The organism is Enterobacter sp. kpr-6, assembly GCF_900116015.1.
In the GTDB taxonomy this organism is placed as follows: Bacteria; Pseudomonadota; Gammaproteobacteria; order Enterobacterales; family Enterobacteriaceae; genus Enterobacter_D.
In genome coordinates, this window is the sequence record NZ_FOYH01000002.1 from 405,331 (window position 1) to 426,812 (window position 21,482).

General features: G+C 53.5%; 17 protein-coding genes and 5 tRNA genes. 16 read left to right on the forward strand and 6 right to left on the reverse strand.

Annotated features, from left to right (window positions below; genetic code table 11):
- Positions 1 to 14 precede the first annotated feature (14 nt).
- Entirely contained in the window at positions 15 to 548 is a 534-nt protein-coding gene (seqA, locus tag BM373_RS06615) for a replication initiation negative regulator SeqA (RefSeq protein WP_090460643.1), read from the reverse strand.
- A gap of 185 nt (positions 549 to 733) precedes the next feature.
- Between seqA and ybfF the strand changes: the two genes are divergently transcribed.
- The 4 genes from ybfF (at position 734) to fur (ending at position 3,355) form a co-directional block, all read left to right on the forward strand.
- Positions 734 to 1,507 carry an esterase gene (gene ybfF / locus BM373_RS06620; protein ID WP_090460644.1) on the forward strand — a complete coding sequence of 258 codons (774 nt, stop codon included), beginning with the start codon at positions 734 to 736 and terminating at the stop codon, positions 1,505 to 1,507.
- 133 nt (positions 1,508 to 1,640) lie between these two features.
- The gene (ybfE, locus tag BM373_RS06625) at positions 1,641 to 1,934 is read left to right on the forward strand and encodes a LexA regulated protein (RefSeq protein ID WP_090461075.1); all 294 of its coding nucleotides are present in this window, start codon (positions 1,641 to 1,643) and stop codon (positions 1,932 to 1,934) included.
- Between the two features lie 150 nt (positions 1,935 to 2,084).
- Positions 2,085 to 2,615, forward strand: a complete 531-nt coding sequence (gene fldA / locus BM373_RS06630; protein WP_177220123.1) for a flavodoxin FldA — start codon at positions 2,085 to 2,087, stop codon at positions 2,613 to 2,615.
- Positions 2,616 to 2,905: 290 nt separating this feature from the next.
- Positions 2,906 to 3,355 (forward strand): ferric iron uptake transcriptional regulator, encoded by a 450-nt coding sequence (fur, locus tag BM373_RS06635; protein WP_090460646.1) that lies wholly within the window; start codon positions 2,906 to 2,908, stop codon positions 3,353 to 3,355.
- Positions 3,356 to 3,425: 70 nt separating this feature from the next.
- Here fur and BM373_RS06640 read toward each other — a convergent pair whose 3' ends face one another.
- From BM373_RS06640 to chiP, 3 genes are all read right to left on the reverse strand, one after another.
- Positions 3,426 to 4,412: an acrylyl-CoA reductase (NADPH) gene (locus BM373_RS06640; RefSeq protein ID WP_090460647.1), complete on the reverse strand. Its 987-nt coding sequence runs from the start codon at positions 4,410 to 4,412 to the stop codon at positions 3,426 to 3,428.
- 150 nt (positions 4,413 to 4,562) lie between these two features.
- Positions 4,563 to 5,198: an acrylate utilization transcriptional regulator AcuR gene (locus BM373_RS06645; RefSeq protein WP_090460648.1), complete on the reverse strand. Its 636-nt coding sequence runs from the start codon at positions 5,196 to 5,198 to the stop codon at positions 4,563 to 4,565.
- Between the two features lie 112 nt (positions 5,199 to 5,310).
- Positions 5,311 to 6,708, reverse strand: coding sequence for a chitoporin ChiP (chiP, locus tag BM373_RS06650; RefSeq protein ID WP_090460649.1), 1,398 nt, complete (start codon positions 6,706 to 6,708; stop codon positions 5,311 to 5,313).
- Positions 6,709 to 7,172: 464 nt separating this feature from the next.
- Here chiP and BM373_RS06655 point away from each other — a divergent pair, with 464 nt between their 5' ends.
- Entirely contained in the window at positions 7,173 to 9,281 is a 2,109-nt protein-coding gene (locus BM373_RS06655; RefSeq protein ID WP_090460650.1) for an ADP-ribosylglycohydrolase family protein, read from the forward strand.
- Between the two features lie 18 nt (positions 9,282 to 9,299).
- Positions 9,300 to 10,592, forward strand: coding sequence for an ABC transporter substrate-binding protein (locus tag BM373_RS06660; protein WP_090460651.1), 1,293 nt, complete (start codon positions 9,300 to 9,302; stop codon positions 10,590 to 10,592).
- Between the two features lie 49 nt (positions 10,593 to 10,641).
- Here the strand turns inward: BM373_RS06660 and glnS are convergent, their stop codons facing one another.
- Together glnS and nagE are read right to left on the reverse strand one after the other, a co-directional pair.
- A complete protein-coding gene (gene glnS, locus BM373_RS06665) occupies positions 10,642 to 12,309 on the reverse strand; it encodes a glutamine--tRNA ligase (protein WP_090460652.1) in 1,668 nt (555 codons plus the stop codon).
- Between the two features lie 140 nt (positions 12,310 to 12,449).
- A complete protein-coding gene (nagE, locus tag BM373_RS06670) occupies positions 12,450 to 14,480 on the reverse strand; it encodes an N-acetylglucosamine-specific PTS transporter subunit IIBC (protein ID WP_090460653.1) in 2,031 nt (676 codons plus the stop codon).
- A 333-nt stretch (positions 14,481 to 14,813) separates the two neighbouring features.
- On the opposite strand from nagE, the gene nagB reads away from it, so the two are divergent.
- The 10 genes from nagB to BM373_RS06720 all read left to right on the forward strand — a co-directional run bounded on the left by nagB (position 14,814) and on the right by BM373_RS06720 (position 21,482).
- Positions 14,814 to 15,614 (forward strand): glucosamine-6-phosphate deaminase, encoded by an 801-nt coding sequence (gene nagB / locus BM373_RS06675; protein WP_090460654.1) that lies wholly within the window; start codon positions 14,814 to 14,816, stop codon positions 15,612 to 15,614.
- 66 nt (positions 15,615 to 15,680) lie between these two features.
- The gene (nagA, locus tag BM373_RS06680) at positions 15,681 to 16,829 is read left to right on the forward strand and encodes an N-acetylglucosamine-6-phosphate deacetylase (protein ID WP_090460655.1); all 1,149 of its coding nucleotides are present in this window, start codon (positions 15,681 to 15,683) and stop codon (positions 16,827 to 16,829) included.
- Positions 16,830 to 16,837: 8 nt separating this feature from the next.
- Positions 16,838 to 18,058 carry a DNA-binding transcriptional regulator NagC gene (locus tag BM373_RS06685; protein ID WP_090460656.1) on the forward strand — a complete coding sequence of 407 codons (1,221 nt, stop codon included), beginning with the start codon at positions 16,838 to 16,840 and terminating at the stop codon, positions 18,056 to 18,058.
- A gap of 43 nt (positions 18,059 to 18,101) precedes the next feature.
- A complete protein-coding gene (locus BM373_RS06690) occupies positions 18,102 to 18,854 on the forward strand; it encodes an HAD-IIA family hydrolase (RefSeq protein WP_090460657.1) in 753 nt (250 codons plus the stop codon).
- 252 nt (positions 18,855 to 19,106) lie between these two features.
- Positions 19,107 to 20,771, forward strand: coding sequence for an asparagine synthase B (gene asnB / locus BM373_RS06695; RefSeq protein ID WP_090460658.1), 1,665 nt, complete (start codon positions 19,107 to 19,109; stop codon positions 20,769 to 20,771).
- 229 nt (positions 20,772 to 21,000) lie between these two features.
- Positions 21,001 to 21,077, forward strand: a tRNA-Met gene (locus BM373_RS06700).
- 10 nt (positions 21,078 to 21,087) lie between these two features.
- Positions 21,088 to 21,172: transfer RNA gene (locus BM373_RS06705), tRNA-Leu, on the forward strand.
- A 22-nt stretch (positions 21,173 to 21,194) separates the two neighbouring features.
- Positions 21,195 to 21,269 (forward strand) — tRNA-Gln (locus BM373_RS06710).
- A 15-nt stretch (positions 21,270 to 21,284) separates the two neighbouring features.
- Positions 21,285 to 21,361 (forward strand) — tRNA-Met (locus BM373_RS06715).
- 46 nt (positions 21,362 to 21,407) lie between these two features.
- A tRNA-Gln gene (locus BM373_RS06720) sits at positions 21,408 to 21,482 on the forward strand.

Sequence of the window (21,482 nt, forward strand, 5' to 3'; positions counted from 1 at the left end):
TTCTTATGCAAGGATTAAATTGTGCCGCAAACCTTTTCAATCAATTCCGCCGGGAATTGCATCGACTGCATGATGTGTTCGATCATGCCGCATTTACGACCCGTGTTGGTATTCGTGATCACCCAGTAAGGCGTGCCTGGCACTTCTTTGGGTTTAGTCTGGTTACCGCTTTGCAGCAGCGTTTTTTCATCATTTGCAAAGTAGACGCGCGTGCGGCCATGCAACGACTCGGTTGCATCGGCGAAGGCTTTCGCGTCCAGTGAATAAAGTGTAGACAGAACCAGCATGAAACGATTGACCGCTCTTTTCTGATCGGCGTATTCGTCAGACAGCAGCAGCTCACGCATCGCGCGAACGTTATCTTTTGCAGGATTCACCGGTTTGAGATCGGGCGCGGCGCTAACGACTCGCGTTTCTTTGGGCGCGGATTGGGAGGCGGCGGAAAACTTCAACATGCGCCGTAAAATGTCTGATGCGCTCTCACCGATGTGTTTCGTGTGGCTGGCAATATAGCTATAGAGTTCATCATCAACTTCGATCGTTTTCATTTTAATCCAGTGAAGTATCTTAGTCTTAATACAAGTTGTTGGGATTATAGGTTCAAATCTCAACAGCGGATAGCGTCAGGCCTGAAGGACAGCAAAAGTCGGACATTCCCTTACCTCTTGCAGCCGGGCGGCAGAATGGTCAACATGATACCCTAACCCGACAGAGCGAAAAAAAGAACTTTGCCATGAAATTGAATACCCGCGCGCAATCTGCACAACATCCGCACAACAATTCTCCCATTGTCCTGGTTCACGGTCTGTTTGGCAGTCTGGATAACCTCGGCGTGCTGGCACGCGATCTCACCCGCGACCACGATATTATTCAGGTTGATATGCGTAACCACGGGGTTTCTCCCCGCTCGCCGGAAATGAACTACCCGGCGATGGCGCAGGATCTGCTGGATACGCTGGACGCACATCAGCTACCAAAAGCGACTTTTATCGGGCATTCCATGGGCGGTAAAGCGGTGATGGCACTGACTGCGCTGGCCCCTGAGCGCATCGATCAACTGGTCGCCATTGATATCGCGCCGGTGGATTATCAGGTGCGCCGCCACGATGAAATTTTTGCCGCGATTAATGCCGTTAATGAGGCGCGGGTTGCCACGCGACAGCAGGCGGCAGCGGTGATGCGCGAGTTAATTGATGAAGAAGGCGTGATCCAGTTTTTGCTGAAATCTTTTGTCGACGGCGAGTGGCGTTTCAACGTGCCGGTGCTGTGGGATCAGTATGAGCATATCGTTGGCTGGTCACCCGTTCCGGCGTGGGATAAACCGGCGCTGTTCGTGCGCGGTGGTAATTCTCCTTATGTGACCGAAGCGTACCGCGACGCCCTGCTGACGCAATTTCCGCAGGCGCGGGCGCATGTCATTGCCGGTGCCGGACACTGGGTACATGCCGAAAAACCCGATGCGGTGCTGCGTGCGATCCGTCGCTATCTGACTGATAGCGCCAGTTGATTAAAAACCCGGCGACCGAGCGTCACGACGCGCCCGGTCGTTGGCGTCCCCCGCGCCCTGATGTATGATGGCGCGCTGATTGTGCGGGGCTACGCCCGCACAGCGTGTTTTATCCCCGACGTCACTCAAAATCATGGCTAAAGAACAAACGGACCGCACGACACTCGATCTGTTCGCGAACGAGCGTCGGCCTGGACGACCGAAAACGAACCCGCTTACGCGTGACGAACAATTACGCATCAATAAGCGTAATCAGCTAAAACGCGATAAAGTTCGTGGCCTTAAACGCGTCGAACTGAAGCTGAATGCTGATGCCGTTGATGCGCTCAATGAAATGGCAGATGCCCGCGAGATAAGCCGCAGCGAGCTGATTGAAGAGTTATTGCTTGCCGCGCTTAACGCTAAGTGCGGCCAGGGGATCGTCTGAAAATCCCTGCTATTCTCACAAACATGTAGCACAGAGTGCAGTCCTGGGCGATTGCAGTTTCCGCGTACTTCTCTGTTCTGCTATTATTGCCCTTATCCGTGGGCATTGCGCCACCACCATATCATTAAGTTTCAAGAGGTTATTTTACTCATGGCAATCACAGGCATTTTCTTCGGCAGCGACACCGGTAATACCGAAAATATCGCGAAAATGATTCAAAAGCAGCTTGGTAAAGAAATTGCCGACGTGCATGACATTGCCAAAAGCAGCAAAGAAGACCTCGAAGGCTACGACATTCTGCTGCTCGGCATCCCGACCTGGTATTATGGTGAAGCACAGTGCGACTGGGATGATTTTTTCCCGACGCTGGAAGAAGTCGATTTTAACGGCAAGCTGGTGGCGCTGTTTGGCTGCGGCGATCAGGAAGATTACGCGGAATATTTCTGCGATGCGCTGGGTACGATCCGCGACATCATTGAGCCGCACGGCGCGACTATCGTAGGCCACTGGCCAACCGCCGGTTACCACTTCGAAGCGTCTAAGGGTCTCGCTGATGACGACCACTTTGTCGGTCTGGCCATTGACGAAGATCGCCAGCCTGAACTGACCGCCGAGCGCGTGGAAAAATGGGTAAAACAGATTTCTGAAGAATTACATTTAGATGAAATCGTAAACGCCTGATTTTTGTGCGGCGTAGCCTTCAGGATGCGCCGCATTGATAGTTATTATCAATGAAAATAATTGCTACAATTTTTTAACTTTTTCTTCCATACCTGTACAATATCCCCTGATTAGACGTATGGCGCTCGACAGGTTTGTTGGCGGCCCCACGTTTTATACGCATACTTTACTTGAGGACTTGCAGTTTTCATTTATACATGGCAGTTCTATAATGAGACGCATTAACTCAAGGTCATTCTCATTAACTTCCAATCGGGAAGTGAATCGTTTAGCAACAGGACAGATTCCGCATGACTGACAATAACACCGCACTAAAAAAGGCTGGCCTGAAAGTCACGCTTCCTCGGTTAAAAATTCTGGAAGTACTTCAGGGCCCGGACAACCATCATGTCAGTGCGGAAGATTTATACAAACGACTGATCGACATGGGTGAAGAAATTGGTCTGGCGACCGTGTACCGCGTGCTCAACCAGTTTGATGATGCGGGCATCGTAACCCGTCATAATTTTGAAGGCGGCAAATCCGTTTTCGAATTGACCCAGCAGCATCACCACGACCATCTGATCTGTCTCGACTGTGGCAAGGTCATTGAATTCAGCGATGATTCGATTGAATTGCGCCAGCGCGAAATCGCTTCACAACACGGTATTCGTCTGACGAACCACAGCCTCTACCTTTACGGCCACTGCGCTGAAGGTGATTGCCGCGAAGACGACACCGCACACGATATTGCAAAATAATTGCGAATTGAAATGAAAAGCCAGCCTTCGGGCTGGCTTTTTTATTGCGCGAATTCTGCTGGCAGAAATCTTACGCTTTGCAGGCAATGACCGCGCGGCCACGGATTTTACCGTCGAGCAGCTTTTCCGCCACGGTGATGGCGTCGGTCAGCGGGTATTCTTCGCTCAGTTTGCTTAAGACCTCTGGCGTCAGATACTGGCAGGCTTTTTCCCAGATAGCCGGGCGCTTAGCGCTGTTAACCATCACGCTGTCGATACCACGCAGCGTCACGCCGCGCAAAATAAACGGCGCGACGGTAGCAGGCAGATCCATGCCCTGCGCCATGCCACAAGCGGCAACAATCCCGTCGTAACGTACAGAGGCGCAGACATTGCTGAGGGTGTGGCTGCCGACGGTATCAACCGCTGCGGCCCAGCGCTCTTTTTGCAGCGGTTTGCCCGGCGCGCTTAATTCTTCACGGTTAATGATTTCACTCACGCCCAGTTGGTCGCGCATCCAGTCAGCTTCCTGCGGACGCCCCGTGGAAGCGGTCACCTGATAGCCCAGCGTTGCGAGAATAATCGCCGCGCAACTGCCGACGCCACCGCCCGCGCCCGTCACCAGCACCGGGCCATCTTCCGGCTTCACGCCGTGATCGAGCACTGCCTGCACGCACAGCATCGCGGTAAAGCCCGCGGTGCCGATCGCCATTACCTGTTTTGCATCCGCATTGGCAGGGATTTTAGTCAGCCACTCAGCTTTGACACGAGCTTTTCCGGCCAGACCGCCCCAGTGACGCTCACCCACGCCCCAGCCGGTCAGCAGCACGCGGTCGCCCACGGCGAAGTCTGCGCTGTCGCTGGCAATGACTTTACCGGCGAAATCGATACCCGGCACCATCGGGAACTGGCGCACAATCGGGCCGCGCCCGGTGATTGCCAGCGCATCTTTATAGTTGATGGAGGAGTAATCGATCTCAACCGTCACATCCCCTTCCGGCAGAGCCTGTTCATCCAGCTCCACCAGCGATGCAGCATACTGTCCGTCCGTCTTATCAATCTGAATTGCTTTAAACATGGTGACCTCATTGGGTTAGTCTGAATCAGTGCGAAAATATTATTGACCGATCGTCTAGAATTAATGAACACGATAATACGCGGGGCCGCAGGCTTCAAGCGTTATCCGCGCAGGCTCTTATAAGAGTGGGTTAAGTTTGCTTTGCGTCAATTACGCCGCGCGGATTGACTGCGAAAAGTAGCGCCAGAATTCGTTAAGCGGTTCGGTTGACTGAAAAAGCCGCGCGCGCATTACCGCCCCTTCCCAGCCGCTCCAGAAAATGATCGCCAGTTGGTCAGCCGACCGATCCGCGTTGATCTCGCCCGCCGCGATAGCATCAGTCAGGCAGGCGGCGACATGGCGCTGCCAGTTGCCGAGGATCTCAGTGAGCTGCTGGCGAAAGGTGTCCGGCAGCCCCGGACTCTCCTGCATCAAATTGCCGACCAGACAGCCACGGGTGAAATCATATTTTTGCATCCCCTTCCCTGCGTTTTTAACAAAACTTTCCAGCCGTGCGAGCGGCGAAAGCGAGGTGTCTGACAGGGATTTTTGCAGCTTATGCTGAAAGAAACTGTCATATGCCGCGAGAACAACCCGACCGTAATCTTCTTTATTCTCAAAGTAATAGTAGAACGATCCTTTCGGCACATTGACGTGTTTGACAATAGCGTCGATGCCTGTCGAGAGATAGCCCGTGCGCGTTAACAGCGCCAGACCGCTGCGGATCAGCGCTTCCCTGGTGTCGGTATAGTTGCGGTCGGTTTTTGGCGGACGCCCGCGGCGGCGCGGGGTAATTTCAGTACTCAAGCAGGCTCCGGTCTGAATTGTCACAGGTAGAGGAAGGCATAATGCGCTACGGGGATTTTTTTATCCAGCCAAAACCAGCCGCGATGGGCTGGTTTTAGTGGGCAGAAAGGAATTAGAAAATGGTGAACGGGGCGATGACCATGAACTTCACATCACGCTCATCCTGGAAGATGTTGCCGTAGCCACCGGCGTAGCTCGGGATGTCGGAGTGGTTGTCATACTGCGTGAAGTGCAGCTTGAACATGGTGCCTTTGGCGCGCCCGTCCTGAAGCGTATAGACCGCATCCAGGCTGTACGCAGATTCTTTCAGGCGATAATCCGCATCGTAGTATGCATCCGGCGTCGCCATGTCGCCGGGTCGTGCATCCCAGGCGTAAACGTACGATGCACCCACCGCCCAGCCCGCCAGGTTGAGGTTTTTCAGATCGTACATCGCGCCGAAGAAGACGGCTTTTTCACCATCGGCGTTGAAGTCCGAGCGGTTATCCCACCAGATATCCAGCCGCCCGTTAGATGACGCATAGGTTGGCGTCATGCGTTGCAGGAAATAACCCTGCTGCCCTTCGGCTTTCACCCAGGTGCCTTCAAGACGTAAATCAACATCGCCGACTTTATAGCCGAAGGTCAGCGCCTGTAGCCACGCCGTACCGTTATAAAGATCGTTCACGCCGCCGTCGCTGACTTTATCCCGCGTGCCGTAAAACTGATAGCTGGTGGAAAGCGGGCTACCTGCCACCGGGAATTTATAGCTGGCTTTGGCAAAATACTGGTCGATATACCCTTCTGCCTGACCGAATGCGGCTTCCAGCACCAGATCGTTTTTAAAGTCATATTTCGCGCCGAGCGAGTGCAAATAATCCACTTTCGTTTTGCGATCGTTCTGGTAGAAGTCATCCATCTCCAGATGCCATGGCGCTTTATAATTGTCGGTCCACATGTACGAGAAACTTAACGCGCCGGCGTCACCATAATCCAGATTCGCGCCCGCTTCCGCCCCCTGATAGGTGCCCGGCATATAGCTCCAGTGCGGCGCGAGCAGCGTCTGGCCGGTCGGCTGAATATAACCCGCCCGCGCCCACACCGGACCGTATTTAAATTTCGCGGCGGCTTTATACAGGCTTATTCCGCTTTTATCGCCAGACCAGTCTTCGTCGTAAGCTTTATTACTGGATGAAAATGAAATTTCATTAGGATGACCGCTATCGCCGTTCTCTGCCATTTCAATCGCGGTAAAGGCGGCAATATCAAAACCGAACATATCGGCGGCATAGCCAGACTGGAAATCAAGATTCGCGTTCCAGGTAGAATGAGAAAGGTTAGTTTTATATTTATCTTCGGCAACGTCTTTACGATCGCGCTCACGTTGCCAGTAATAGATCCCGCCCGTTAAGGTGGAATCATCAATAAATCCGGCGGCCTGAACGCCTGGTGAAACCGCCCAGCCCGATAACGCGGTGACTCCGGCAATAGCCAGCGCCAGCGTACTACGTTTGCCACTAAACGTACGCATAATTGTTCCTCTTTGACATAATAAAAGCCTCTGCAAATGCAGAAAGCGAAAAATAAAAAGTGTTGTACTACGCAGGGTTATGCTAAACCTGCATTAAAGCCTGCCGCAGTAAGACTATTTTTCGCGGCGCGAATTATCAACACAAATCGTCAATGTAAAGTCCAGATTATGACCCAGTGCACATAAAGCCTTACGCCCCGAAACACTCGTTAAAATTCAGTCGCATTGTTATTCCGGCTATAAACCGAAAAATATGATGAATAAGGTCAACCAGAACGCATTCGTTAATAAAATATATTAAATGCGAATTAACAAATTATCTCATTGCGCCAGAGACTTAAATTATTTCATCAACATTCAGGGTGTGACTCCTCTCCCTTTTTACGGGCAAATGCCCTTGTAAAATTGTGCTTCATTGACGAGAAAGCGTACTCACCAGGATTAAAGAGATAAGGATGAAGTAAATGGAATTACCCGCTGATTATTATTCGCGCGTTTACGCGGGCGTATTAGGGAAATTAATTGGGGTCTATCTGGGTCGTCCGTTTGAAGGCTGGACGTACCAAAAAATTATGCAGGAACTGGGGCCGATACAGTATTACGTTCATGAACGGTTTAACCGCCCGCTGGTGACGACCGATGATGACGTCGCCGGGACCTTTACCTTTATCCGCGCGCTTGAAGATTACGGATTGCCGCCGGATCTGACCGATGAACAGCTGGGCCACTGCTGGCTGAATTACATTATCGATAAGCGCACTATCCTCTGGTGGGGCGGCAACGGAAATTCGACAGAGCACACCGCCTGGCTAAATCTCAAAAAAGGCATTCCGGCCCCGCTGAGCGGAGCCATTGCCACCAACGGCAAAACCATCGCCGAGCAAATCGGCGCGCAAATTTTTATCGATAGCTGGGCGCTCGTCGCACCGGGCCAGCCAGAACTGGCCGCATCGCTGACAAAAAAGGCGGCAAGTGTCAGCCATGACGGAGAATCGGTGTATGCCGCTATGCTGTGGGCGGCGATGGAATCTCAGGCATTTATCTGCCAGGACATTGAAACGCTGATTGAAACGGGCCTGTCGGTTATTCCCGCTGATTCACAAATTGCAGGATTAATTGCCGATATCCGCCGCTGGTGGCGGGAAGATAACGACTGGCAGACAACCCGGCAGAAAATCGAGACGCATTATGGCTACCATAAATACCCCAGCAACTGCCATGTGATCCCGAATCATGCGCTGATGATTATGGCGATGCTCTACGCGCCGGATAATTTTCAGCAGGCCCAGTGCATTGTGAATACCTCCGGTTGGGACACCGACTGCAACGCGGGCAACGTGGGCTGTCTGTCGGGCATTATGCTGGGGCTTGAAGGGATTGATGCCGGACCCGACTGGCGCGGGCCGCTGGCAGACAGGATGCTGATCTCCTCGGCAGATGGCGGCTTTTCCATTAACAATGCCGTGCGTATTACCGATTATCTGGTCGATCTGGGGCATCAGATTGCCGGGCTGCCGCGCCCAGAGCCTAAAAAAGCTGGCGCGCAGTATCATTTTTCGCTGCCGGGAAGCGTGCAGGGATTCCGCTGGCTGAATGAGGAGCGCGCCGTTCCGGTTGACGTGGGTAACGAGGCGTACCAGGGCCGCCAGATGTTAAGCCTTCGCTATCATCATCTCGCCCCCGGTCTTCATGCCAGCGTAACCACTCAAACCTTCACCCCGCCTGAGATCGTCGACATGCCCAGCTACGAGCTGATGGCTTCTCCCCCCATCTATCCCGGCCAGCGTTTGCAGGCCACGCTGATCGCGCCGCCGGACAATATCGCCCCGCTCAGGGTGCAGCTCTGCTACCGGATTTACGATGAGAATAACGATTTAACGCCACATGTGGGTGAGGCGAAAACGCTGGCTCCCGGCGAAAACGCGACGCTCTTGCTGGACATCCCCGACCACGGCGGGCAGCCGATTGGTGAGGTGGGGATCAGGCTAAGTACCGATGCGCCTGCTGCGCGTGGTCGGCTCTTGCTCGACGCGATGCGCTGGGACGGCACACCCACGCTGACGTTGAAAAAACCCAGGGACGAGGACAATTTCTGGTGGCGGGCCTGGGTCAACGGTGTCGATATTTTCTCGCGCCATTATCCTGGCCGTTTCCGCATCGCCAACGAATATGACGAAGGATTGCTGATTTACGGCACGCGCGAGTGGAATAACTATCGCGTGCGGTCTGATCTCACGTTGCATTTGGGGGATTACGGCGGCCTGGCGTTCCGGGTGCAGGGCATGAGGCGCTACTACGCGGCACGGATTCTGCGCGACGGGACATTACAGCTTGTTCGGGTCCGCGACGCCGTTACGCGCGTTCTGGCTGAACGGCAATTATCTGACGTCTTTGAGCGCCCTGTGACATTCGACGTCATCGTTAATGGGCGCAGCATTACCGCCACCGTTGACGGCCAAACGTTGTGCGTGGAGGACGCGGAACGCGATGCCTTTACCGGGGGCGGTATCGGCTTACTGATTAACGCCGGGGCGCTCTCAACCGACGCTATCCATATCGGCAACTGTCTTTAACACACTAAGGGATTAACAATGAAAACATCAAAAACACTGCTGGCTTCGGCCTGCGTCGCGGCAGTTTTGCTTTCAGGCTGTAAACAGGACGACGTACAACAGGTGACGATTGAGTTTATGCACTCCTCCGTCGAGCAGGAGCGCCAGGCAGTTATTGGCGAGCTGATTACCCGTTTCCAGAAAGAGAACCCGGATATCATCGTCAAACAGGTGCCGGTAGAAGAAGACGCCTATAACACCAAAATCATCACCCTCGCCCGCTCTGGCGCGCTGCCGGAAGTGCTGGAAGTCAGTCACGACTACGCCAAAGTGATGGATAAAGAACAGCTTATCGATCATAAGGCGGTGAAAACGCTCATTGATGCGCAGGGGGAAAGCGCCTTCTTTGACGGCGTGCTGCGCATTGTGCGTACCGAAGACGGCACGGCTTATACCGGTGTACCCGTCAGCGCCTGGCTTCAGGGGATCTGGTATCGCAAATCGGTTCTGGCTAAAGCCGGGCTCGACGAACCGAAAAACTGGACGCAACTGCTTGAGGCCGCTCGCCAGTTGACCCACGCGAGTGATAAAAAATATGGCATTGCCCTGCCGACGGCAGAAAGCGTCATGACCGAACAGACATTCTCACAATTTGCCCTGTCAAACGGGGCCAACGTGTTTAACGCTCAGGGTGAGATCACGGTGAACTCGCCAGAGATGCTGGCCTCGCTGAATTATTATCGCGACCTGTCGCAGTACACGATGCCCGGCTCAAACAACGTGATGGAAATTAAAGACGCCTTTATGAACGGGACGGCACCCATCGCGGTTTATTCCACCTATCTGCTGCCTGCGATCCAGCAGGACGGCACGCTGGAGGATTTGGGTTTTGTGGTTCCGACCGAGAAAACGCCGGCGGTCTTTGGCGTGATCACCGCATTAACCCTCACCACCGGCCAGACAGAAGCGGAGACGAAAGCGGCTGAGAAATTCGTGTCCTTTATGGGCCAGGCGAAAAACACCGCAGACTGGGTGTTGATGTCGCCCGGATCGATGCTGCCGTTGACCAAAGCCGCCGCGCAGGACCCGGCTTACAAAGACAATCCGGCCATCAAAGCGTTTGGCACGCTGCCTGAGCAGTTAATTGCCCAGTTCCCGCATATGCAGGTCTTTGGATCGGTAGGCGAGAAGAATTTTACGCGGATGGGCGATATTACGGGTTCGGCAATTATCAGTCAGATGGTCAATCAGGTTACGGTCGGGAAGCAAGAAACAACCCCGGTGCTGGAACGCAGCCAGCAGCGTATTCAGGCCTTAATGCAGAAGAAATAGTTAAAAAAAACGCCGCGAAAAGCGGCGTTTTAGTTTTTAAGTCAGGCTTTTATTCGCCCGCTTTTGCCCAGGTATCACGCAGGCCGACGGTGCGGTTAAACACCAGTTTTTCTGCGGTGGCATGGCGGGTGTCGAGGCAGAAGTAACCTTCACGCTCGAACTGATATGCGCTGCTCGGTTGCGCTGCCTGCAGGCTCGGTTCCGCATAACCCTGTTTGATCACCAGTGATTCCGGGTTGAGCGTGGCGAGGAAATCTTCCGCCGCGCCTGGGTTCGGGATGCTGAACAGGCGATCGTACAGGCGGATCTCAACCGGCAGTGCATGTGCTGCGCTCACCCAGTGGATCACGCCCTTCACTTTTCGACCGTCAGCCGGATCTTTGCTCAGGGTGTCGGCGTCATAGGTGCAGAAAATGGTGGTGATGTTGCCTTCAGCATCTTTCTCCACACGTTCTGCTTTGATGACGTACGCGTTACGCAGGCGCACTTCTTTGCCCATCACCAGACGCTTGTACTGCTTGTTGGCTTCTTCACGGAAGTCAGCGCGGTCGATCCAGATTTCACCGCTGAACGGCACTTCACGGCTGCCCATTTCCGGCTTGTTCGGATGATTCGGCATGGTGACCACTTCGCTTTCACCCTGCGGATAGTTTTCGATAACCAGTTTTACCGGGTCGATCACAGCCATGGCGCGCGGCGCGTTTTCGTTCAGATCTTCACGAATGCAGGATTCCAGCGCAGCCATCTCAATGGTGTTGTCCTGCTTGGTCACGCCGATGCGTTTGCAGAACTCGCGCACGGAAGCGGCGGTGTAACCACGGCGACGCAGACCAGAGATGGTCGGCATACGCGGATCGTCCCAGCCTTCCACCAGCTTGTCGGTCACCAGCAGGTTCAGTTTGCGCTTGGACATCACGGCGTATTCGAGATTCAGGCGAGAGAATTCGTACTGGCGCGGGTGAACCGGAATGGTGATGTTGTCGAGCACCCAGTCGTACAGACGGCGGTTGTCCTGGAACTCCAGCGTACACAGCGAGTGAGTGATGCCTTCCAGCGCATCGCTGATGCAGTGGGTGAAGTCGTACATCGGGTAGATGCACCACTTGCTGCCGGTCTGGTGGTGATCGGCAAATTTAATACGGTAGATGACCGGATCGCGCATCACGATAAACGGCGAAGCCATGTCGATTTTGGCGCGCAGGCAGGCGGTGCCTTCAGCAAAACCACCGGCACGCATTTTTTCAAACAGTGCCAGGTTTTCTTCCACGCTGCGATCGCGGAACGGGCTGTTTTTGCCCGGCGCTGTCAGGGTGCCGCGATATTCACGGATTTGTTCCGGGGTCAGTTCGTCAACATAGGCCAGGCCTTTGTTGATCAACTCAACCGCATAGCTGTGCAGTTGATCGAAGTAATCAGAGGAGTAGCGAACGTCGCCTGACCAGTGGAAACCGAGCCACTGCACGTCGTTTTTAATCGACTCCACGTATTCGATATCTTCTTTTACCGGGTTGGTATCATCGAAACGCAGGTTGCACTGGCCCTGGTAATCCTGGGCGATGCCAAAGTTCAGGCAGATTGATTTCGCGTGGCCGATATGCAGATAACCGTTCGGCTCCGGCGGAAAACGGGTGCAAACAGTGGTGTGCTTTCCACTGGCCAGATCTTCATCAATGATCTGACGGATAAAGTTACTCGGGCGGGCTTCTGCCTCACTCATCGCGGATTCCTCAAAGCGTAAACAACGTATAACTGAACATGATCTTATAAGCCGGACGCTGAAACAACTCTTTTAAAGCAAAAAAAAGCGGCGGGAGATCCCCGCCGCTTCAGGCACTGTCAATCAGGGCGTCTTAGCGATTAGCCTTTGATCTCATACAGTGGCGTTTGACCTGCAATAACATGACCGTCGGCTTTCAACACCAGGCCTTTGAAATCGTCGATATTGCTGCAAACGACCGGGCTAATCATTGAGCGCGCGTTCGCGTTCAGGAATTCCAGATCCATTTCCAGCACCGGCTGACCGGCGACAACTTCTGCACCCTCTTCCACCAGGCGGGTAAAGCCCTGGCCACCGAGCGCGACGGTATCAATGCCCATGTGGACAACGATTTCCGCGCCTTTTTCGGTTTCGAGGCAGAACGCGTGGTTGGTGTTGAAGATTTTAACGATGGTACCTGCCGCCGGAGAAACAACGGTTTTTTCCGTTGGCTTCACGGCCACACCGTCGCCCACCGCTTTGCTGGCGAAGGCTTCATCAGGCACCTGCTCAAGCGCAACGATCTCGCCGGTAACCGGAGAAACCAGTTCAGCAATCACGCCCACATTCGGTACTGCCTGTGGTTTAGCCGCGGCAACCGGTGCGGCTGGCGCAACTGTCGCAGTCTGAGCAGCAGCGGCTGGCACGTTGCCGATCGTTTTCATTGCGTTAGCGATTTTCTCAGCCACAAATCCGACGATAATCTGCACGCTGGTTTTATTCAGACGAATCACACCGGTTGCGCCGAGGCGTTTCGCCAGCGCTTCGTTCACCTGCGCGGAATCTTTCACGTTCAGACGCAGACGGGTGATGCAGGCATCAATGCCGGTCAGGTTGTCAGAACCGCCTACGGCTGCGATGTACTGACGCGCCAGGCTGTTGATGTCCTGATCTTTATCATTACCGCTGACGTTCACGTCCTGACCATCGCTCTCATCCCCTGCCACTGCCAGCTCACGGCCCGGCGTCATCAGGTTGAATTTGGTGATGGTGAAGCGGAACACTGCGTAGTAAATCACAAAGAACACCAGACCCTGCAGGATCAGCATGTACCACTGAACCGCCAGCGGGTTACGGCTGGAGAGCACCATATCCACCAGACCGGCGCTGAAACCAAAGCCTGCAATCCAGTGCATGCTGGCCGCAATGAACACGGAGATACCGGTCAGCACTGCGTGGATCACATACAGAACCGGGGCCACGAACATGAAGGAGAATTCCAGCGGTTCGGTGATACCGGTAAAGAAGGCGGCAAATGCACCAGCCATCATGATACCCAGCACTTTCGCTTTGTTCTCAGGACGTGCGCAGTGGTAAATCGCCAGCGCAGCACCGGGCAGACCAAACATCATGATCGGGAAGAAGCCCGCCTGATAACGACCGGTGATCCCGACAACCGCTTTGCCCGCTTCAATGGACTGTGCGCCGCCGAGGAAGTTAGGAATGTCGTTAATGCCCGCGACGTCGAACCAGAATACGGAGTTCAGCGCGTGGTGCAGACCGACCGGGATCAGCAGACGGTTGAAGAAGGCGTAAACGCCCGCGCCAATCGAGCCGAGTTTCTGAATATGTTCACCGAAGTTCACCAGACCGTCGAAAATCACCGGCCAGATGTACATCAGGATGAAGGCCACGAAGATCATCACAAACGAGGTGAGGATCGGCACCAGACGGCGGCCGCTAAAGAAGGAGAGCGCTTTCGGCAGTTCCACACCGCTGAAGCGGTTGTACAGCTCAGCCGAAATAATACCGACCAGAATACCCACGAACTGGTTGCTGATTTTATTGAAAGCAGCTGGAACCTGATCGACCGGGATTTTTTGGATCATCGCCACCGCTGCTGGCGAGCAGAGGGTGGTCAGAACCAGGAAGCCGACAAAGCCAGTGAGCGCCGCTGCACCGTCTTTATCTTTGGACATACCATAAGCCACACCAATGGCAAAGAGTACGGACATGTTATCGATAATTGCCGCACCGGATTTGATAAACAGCGCCGCCAGCGCGTTATCACCACCCCAGCTTACCGGGTCAATCCAGTAACCGACACCCATCAGAATTGCCGCTGCAGGCAGCGTGGCAACCGGCACCATCAGTGCCCGGCCAACCTTTTGTAGATAGCCTAAAATACTCACTTTATTCCCCCTATGAAACCCCGTTCGGCCTCATCACAAGCAGTCTTTATTATTGTGGAACTAACCCTGAAACTACGGCCATTATTCACGTACTGTCTGAGTGTGTGAAAAATTAATTCGCCTCGCAAATTAAACGCATACTTTTTGTGATTACAATCACCAAATATCGTTAATAACCCTCCTTCTCACTGGCTAACAGCGAAAACTTATTTTATGATTCGAAAAATCAACACGGATTACTCCCGCTCGATGCAAATACTGAGTTACGCTTAACGAACAGGCAGAAACACAATCCGTCCACTTTTTAAATTAATCGTATTGTAGAGGTGAATAATGAGACTGATCCCCCTGGCAACCGCTGAACAAGTCGGTAAATGGGCTGCCCGCCACATCGTTAATCGTATTAACGCGTTCAAACCGACTGCCGACCGTCCGTTTGTGCTCGGCCTGCCGACCGGTGGTACTCCGCTGACCGCATACAAAGCCCTGGTTGAAATGCACAAAGCGGGCCAGGTTAGCTTTCAGCACGTTGTAACCTTCAACATGGATGAATATGTCGGCCTGCCGCAAAACCATCCGGAAAGCTACCACAGCTTTATGCATCGCAACTTTTTTGATCACGTTGATATCCCGGCAGAAAACATCAACCTGCTGAATGGTAATGCGCCTGATATTGACGCAGAATGCCGCCAGTATGAAGAGAAAATCCGTGCTTACGGTAAAATTCACCTGTTTATGGGTGGCGTAGGCAACGACGGACACATCGCGTTCAACGAACCGGCCTCGTCTCTGGCATCGCGTACCCGTATTAAAACGCTGACCCATGACACCCGCGTGGCAAACTCCCGCTTCTTTGATGGCGATGTAAACCAGGTGCCAAAATATGCGCTGACCGTGGGTGTGGGCACCCTGCTGGACGCGGAAGAAGTGATGATTCTGGTGCTCGGCAATGTTAAAGCGCAGGCGTTGCAGGCCGCGGTGGAAGGTAACGTTAACCACATGTGGACAATCAGTTGCCTGCAACTGCACCCGAAAGCGGTTGTGGTTTGCGATGAGCCGTCCACGATGGAACTGAAAGTGAAGACGCTGAAATATTTCAACGAATTAGAAGCAGAAAATATCAAAGGTCTGTAAGTTTATGCCCGCCCTTCGGGTGTGATACCTGAAGGGCAGCAGCCAATTTTTTACCCGGGGGTCGTTATGTATGCTTTAACCCAATGTCGGATTTTTACCGGCCATGAAATTCTCGATGACCATGCGCTGATTGTCGCCGATGGCCTGATTGACAGCCTTTTCCCGCTGGCGGATCTGCCACAGGGGATTGAGCAACGCACGCTGAATGGCGCGATCTTAGCCCCCGGCTTTATTGATGTGCAGTTAAACGGCTGCGGCGGGGTACAGTTTAACGATACCGCCGACGCGGTCAGCGTTGAAACGCTGGAAATAATGCAGCGCGCTAATGAGAAATCGGGCTGCACCAGCTACCTGCCGACGCTTATCACCACCAGCGATGACCTGATGAAACAGGGCGTGGAAGTGATGCGCGATTACCTCGCTAAACACCCGCATCAGGCACTGGGGTTACACCTTGAAGGCCCGTGGCTGAACATCGTGAAAAAAGGCACGCACAATCCTGAGTTTGTGCGTAAACCGGATGCACACCTGGTGGATTTCCTCTGCCAGAACGCGGATGTGATTACCAAGGTCACGCTGGCCCCGGAAATGGCGGGAACAGAGGTGATCAGTCAACTGGCGGCGGCGGGCATTGTGGTATCTGCCGGTCACTCTAACGCCACCTTTGCCGAAGCGAAAAAAGGCTTTCGCGCTGGCGTGACGTTCGCGACGCATTTATACAATGCGATGCCGTACATTACCGGACGCGAACCGGGTCTGACCGGGGCGATCCTCGACGATGCCGACGTTTACTGCGGCATTATTGTGGATGGTCTGCACGTGGATTACAGTAATGTGCGTCTGGCTAAGCGGCTGAAAGGCGAGAAACTTTGCCTGGTGACCGATGCCACCGCACCCGCAGGCGCAAACATTGAACAGTTCATTTTTGCTGGTAAAACAATATACTACCGTAATGGACTGTGTGTGGACGAAAACGGCACGCTGAGCGGTTCCGCCCTGACGATGATTGAAGGGGTGCAGAATCTGGTTGAGCACGTCAATATTGCGCTGGATGAAGCCCTGCGCATGGCAACGCTCTACCCGGCTCGCGCTATTGGCGTTGACGATCGGTTAGGCAGTATCGCACCGGGCAAGGTGGCCAACCTGACCGCATTCACACGCGATTATAAAGTAATCAAGACCATCGTTAATGGTAACGAGGTCGTCACTGAGTAAGTAAAAGTATGACATCAGGCGGACAAGCTCAAATTGGTAACGTTGACCTCGTAAAACAACTTAACAGTGCGGCCGTGTATCGCCTGATCGACCAGCACGGGCCGATCTCGCGAATTCAGATTGCCGAGCACAGCCAGCTTGCTCCCGCCAGCGTAACTAAAATTACGCGTCAGCTTATTGAGCGCGGTTTGATTAAAGAAGTCGATCAACAGGCCTCCACAGGGGGCCGCCGCGCCATCTCGATCATTACCGAAACCCGCAATTTTCAGGCGATCGGCATCCGTCTTGGTCGCTATGACACCACCCTCACCCTGTATGATCTGAGCAGCAAAACGCTGGCCGAGGAGCACTATCCCCTGCCGGAGCGCACTCAGGAGACGCTGGAACACGCCCTGCTCAACACGCTCGCTACCTTTATTGAAAGCTGCCAGCGCAAAATCCGCGAGCTGATTGCCATCTCCGTCATTCTGCCGGGCCTGGTCGATCCTGAAAGCGGCGTCATCCGCTATATGCCGCATATCCAGGTCGAGAACTGGGCGCTGGTCGACGCGCTGCAAAAACGTTTTAACGTCACCTGTTTTGTCGGTCACGATATCCGCAGTCTGGCGCTGGCGGAGCACTACTTTGGTGCAAGTCAGGACTGCGAAGACTCTATTCTGGTGCGCGTGCATCGCGGAACCGGGGCCGGGATCATCTCTAACGGGCGTATTTTTATTGGTCGCAACGGCAACGTGGGTGAGATTGGCCATATTCAGGTCGAGCCGCTTGGCGAACGCTGCCACTGCGGAAATTTTGGCTGTCTGGAAACCGTTGCCGCCAATGCCGCCATTGAGCAGCGCGTGCGGCATTTGCTTAACCAGGGCTACCAGAGCCGCATCACGGCGGAAGACTGCACCATTAAATCCATCTGCAAGGCGGCGAATAAAGGCGATCCGCTGGCCTGCGAAGTGATTGAGTACGTGGGGCGGCATCTGGGTAAAACTATTGCTATCGCCATTAACCTGTTTAATCCGCAAAAAATCGTCATTGCCGGTGAAATCGTCGAAGCGGAAAAAGTGCTGCTGCCCGCCATTGAAGGCTGCATTAATACCCAGGCGCTGAAGGCGTTTCGCAAGAATTTGCCGGTGGTGCGCTCCACGCTCGATCATCGCTCTGCCATCGGCGCGTTTGCGCTGGTCAAACGTGCCATGCTTAACGGGATCCTGCTGCAACGTTTGCTGGAAAGCTGACAGGGTTTTATAGTGTGGCCTTCATTTTTTAACCGGGTAGTCCATGACCATTAAAAATGTAATTTGTGATATCGACGGCGTGCTGATGCATGACAACGTCGCTGTGCCGGGTGCCGCAGAGTTTTTAACGCGCATTCTGGAAAAAGGCATGCCGCTGGTACTGCTGACCAACTACCCGTCGCAAACCGGCCAGGATCTGGCAAACCGCTTTGCCTCGGCGGGCATTAGCGTCCCGGACAGCGTGTTTTATACCTCGGCGATGGCGACCGCTGATTTTCTGAAACGTCAGGAAGGGAAAAAAGCGTATGTGGTGGGCGAAGGCGCGCTGATCCACGAGCTGTATAAAGCTGGTTTTACCATCACTGACATCAACCCGGACTTTGTGATTGTGGGCGAAACCCGCTCCTACAACTGGGAAATGATGCATAAGGCGTCGTTCTTTGTCGCCAATGGCGCGCGTTTTATTGCCACCAACCCGGATACACACGGGCGCGGGTTCTACCCGGCGTGCGGTGCGCTGTGCGCGGGCATTGAGAAAATCTCCGGACGCAAGCCGTTTGTCGTTGGCAAGCCCAGCCCCTGGATCATCCGTGCGGCGCTCAATACCATGCAGGCGCATTCCGAGCAGACGGTGATTGTGGGCGATAACCTGCGCACCGATATTCTGGCCGGTTTTCAGGCCGGGCTGGAAACCGTTCTGGTGCTTTCCGGCGTCTCGCAAATTGATGACATCGACGATATGCCGTTCAGGCCAAGCTGGATTTACCCCTCTGTCGCCGAAATCGACGTATTTTAATGAAACACGCCTCAGGGCGTGTTTTTTGTTGAATAGCGCTGTGCTGTGTAATCCGCATTCAATAAAAATGGCGTTTTATTGAGAATTCGTTAATAAACGCGCCAACCGTATGCGCTTTTTTCATCATTCAACAATGCTCATTGCACTATTTCATTTCAGGGCGTTAAAACCCTTGCGCGCCCCCTCCCTTTGCGGCATTTTCAATGGCAAGCGATAACACAACGCAACATTACAGGGTTAACGGAGAAGGTTATGTGTTCAATTTTTGGCGTACTGGATATTAAAACTGACGCGGTTGAGCTGCGCAAAAAAGCACTGGAGCTGTCACGTCTGATGCGCCATCGCGGGCCGGACTGGTCAGGCGTGTATGCCAGCGATAAAGCCATCCTCGCACACGAGCGTCTGTCCATTGTTGACGTCAATGCCGGTGCCCAGCCGCTGTATAACGAAAAGAAAACCCATGCGCTGGCCGTGAACGGTGAAATCTACAACCATCAGGCGCTGCGCGCAGAATACGGCGAGCGTTATGCGTTCCAGACCGGTTCTGACTGCGAAGTGATCCTGGCGCTCTATCAGGAGAAAGGCCCGGAATTCCTCGACGATCTGCAGGGCATGTTTGCGTTCGCGCTGTACGACAGCGAAAAAGACGCCTATCTGATCGGCCGCGACCATATCGGTATTATCCCGCTGTATATGGGCTATGACGAGCACGGCAACATGTTCATCGCATCCGAAATGAAAGCGCTGGTGCCGGTGTGCCGTACCATTAAAGAGTTCCCGGCAGGCAGCTACCTGTGGAGTAAAGACGGCGAAATTCGTAGCTACTACCAGCGCGACTGGTTTGACTACGACGCAGTGAAAGACAACGTGACTAATAAAGAAGAGTTGCGTAACGCGCTGGAAGAATCAGTGAAAAGCCACCTGATGTCCGATGTGCCTTACGGCGTGCTGCTCTCCGGCGGTCTGGACTCTTCGGTAATTTCTGCAATCACTAAAAAATACGCCGCGCGCCGCGTGGAAGATCAGGAGCGCTCTGAAGCCTGGTGGCCGCAATTGCACTCCTTCGCTGTGGGCCTTGTCGGTTCGCCGGATCTGAAAGCCGCGCAGGAAGTGGCAAACCACCTCGGCACCGTGCACCATGAAATTCATTTCACCGTGCAGGAAGGTCTGGATGCAATCCGCGATGTGATTTATCACATTGAAACTTATGATGTGACCACGATTCGTGCGTCAACTCCGATGTACCTGATGTCGCGTAAAATCAAAGCGATGGGCATTAAAATGGTGCTCTCCGGTGAAGGTTCTGATGAAGTGTTTGGCGGCTATCTCTATTTCCATAAAGCGCCGGACGCGAAAGAGCTGCACGAAGAAACCGTGCGTAAATTGCAGGCACTGCATATGTTTGACTGCGCCCGCGCCAACAAAGCGATGTCCGCCTGGGGTGTGGAAGCGCGCGTGCCGTTCCTTGATAAGAAATTCCTTGATGTGGCAATGCGTATTAACCCGCAGGATAAAATGTGCGGCAACGGCAAAATGGAAAAACATGTCCTGCGTGAATGTTTTGAATCCTACCTGCCGGCAAGCGTGGCGTGGCGTCAGAAAGAGCAGTTCTCGGACGGCGTGGGTTATTGCTGGATTGATTCACTGAAAGAAGTGGCGGCGCAGCAGATCACCGATCAGCAACTGGCTACTGCCAGCTACCGTTTCCCGTACAACACGCCGTCGTCAAAAGAAGGCTATCTGTACCGTGAGATCTTTGAAGAGCTGTTCCCGGTGCCGAGCGCGGCGGAATGTGTCCCAGGCGGCCCGTCTGTAGCCTGTTCCTCTGCTAAAGCCATCGAGTGGGACGAAGCGTTTAAAACCATGAACGATCCGTCAGGTCGTGCGGTTGGCGTGCATCAGTCAGCCTATAAATAAGTGATTGTTAGCACAACGGGCCTGCGGGCCCGTTTTTTTTATTTTATTCGCTTTTTTATTGATTAAATCAATCGATAACCAATAAGTGCCGATTATTACACCAGGCTGTTCGCAACCTAACCAAACAGTCACATTCCGGCAATTTTCGATGAAAAAGGGGTTGACCATCTTGGGCCCAATACGCATAATGCGCCCCGCAACGCCGATAAGGTAACGCGAAAAAAAAGATGGCTACGTAGCTCAGCTGGTTAGAGCACATCACTCATAATGATGGGGTCACAGGTTCAAATCCCGTCGTAGCCACCATCTTTTTTTTGCGGGAGTGGCGAAATTGGTAGACGCACCAGATTTAGGTTCTGGCGCCGCAAGGTGTGCGAGTTCAAGTCTCGCCTCCCGCACCATTCCCAGTAAGCGTTGCACGGATGGGGTATCGCCAAGCGGTAAGGCACCGGTTTTTGATACCGGCATTCCCTGGTTCGAATCCAGGTACCCCAGCCATCGAAGAAAAAAATCGGCTACGTAGCTCAGTTGGTTAGAGCACATCACTCATAATGATGGGGTCACAGGTTCGAATCCCGTCGTAGCCACCATATTCTGATAAGTGTCCTTGAGATGCTTATGTAGTAAAAAAATTGTTGGGGTATCGCCAAGCGGTAAGGCTCTGGTTTCTGATACCAGCATTCCGAGGTTCGAATCCTCGTACCCCAGCCA

Excerpts from the sequence above, each read along its gene's own strand:
- seqA (WP_090460643.1), bottom strand. The coding sequence starts at position 548 with ATGAAAACGATCGAAGTTGATGATGAACTCTATAGCTATATTGCCAGC.
- ybfF (WP_090460644.1), top strand. The coding sequence starts at position 734 with ATGAAATTGAATACCCGCGCGCAATCTGCACAACATCCGCACAACAAT.
- ybfE (WP_090461075.1), top strand. The coding sequence starts at position 1,641 with ATGGCTAAAGAACAAACGGACCGCACGACACTCGATCTGTTCGCGAAC.
- fldA (WP_177220123.1), top strand. The coding sequence starts at position 2,085 with ATGGCAATCACAGGCATTTTCTTCGGCAGCGACACCGGTAATACCGAA.
- fur (WP_090460646.1), top strand. The coding sequence starts at position 2,906 with ATGACTGACAATAACACCGCACTAAAAAAGGCTGGCCTGAAAGTCACG.
- BM373_RS06640 (WP_090460647.1), bottom strand. The coding sequence starts at position 4,412 with ATGTTTAAAGCAATTCAGATTGATAAGACGGACGGACAGTATGCTGCA.
- chiP (WP_090460649.1), bottom strand. The coding sequence starts at position 6,708 with ATGCGTACGTTTAGTGGCAAACGTAGTACGCTGGCGCTGGCTATTGCC.
- BM373_RS06655 (WP_090460650.1), top strand. The coding sequence starts at position 7,173 with ATGGAATTACCCGCTGATTATTATTCGCGCGTTTACGCGGGCGTATTA.
- BM373_RS06660 (WP_090460651.1), top strand. The coding sequence starts at position 9,300 with ATGAAAACATCAAAAACACTGCTGGCTTCGGCCTGCGTCGCGGCAGTT.
- glnS (WP_090460652.1), bottom strand. The coding sequence starts at position 12,309 with ATGAGTGAGGCAGAAGCCCGCCCGAGTAACTTTATCCGTCAGATCATT.
- nagB (WP_090460654.1), top strand. The coding sequence starts at position 14,814 with ATGAGACTGATCCCCCTGGCAACCGCTGAACAAGTCGGTAAATGGGCT.
- nagA (WP_090460655.1), top strand. The coding sequence starts at position 15,681 with ATGTATGCTTTAACCCAATGTCGGATTTTTACCGGCCATGAAATTCTC.
- BM373_RS06685 (WP_090460656.1), top strand. The coding sequence starts at position 16,838 with ATGACATCAGGCGGACAAGCTCAAATTGGTAACGTTGACCTCGTAAAA.
- BM373_RS06690 (WP_090460657.1), top strand. The coding sequence starts at position 18,102 with ATGACCATTAAAAATGTAATTTGTGATATCGACGGCGTGCTGATGCAT.
- asnB (WP_090460658.1), top strand. The coding sequence starts at position 19,107 with ATGTGTTCAATTTTTGGCGTACTGGATATTAAAACTGACGCGGTTGAG.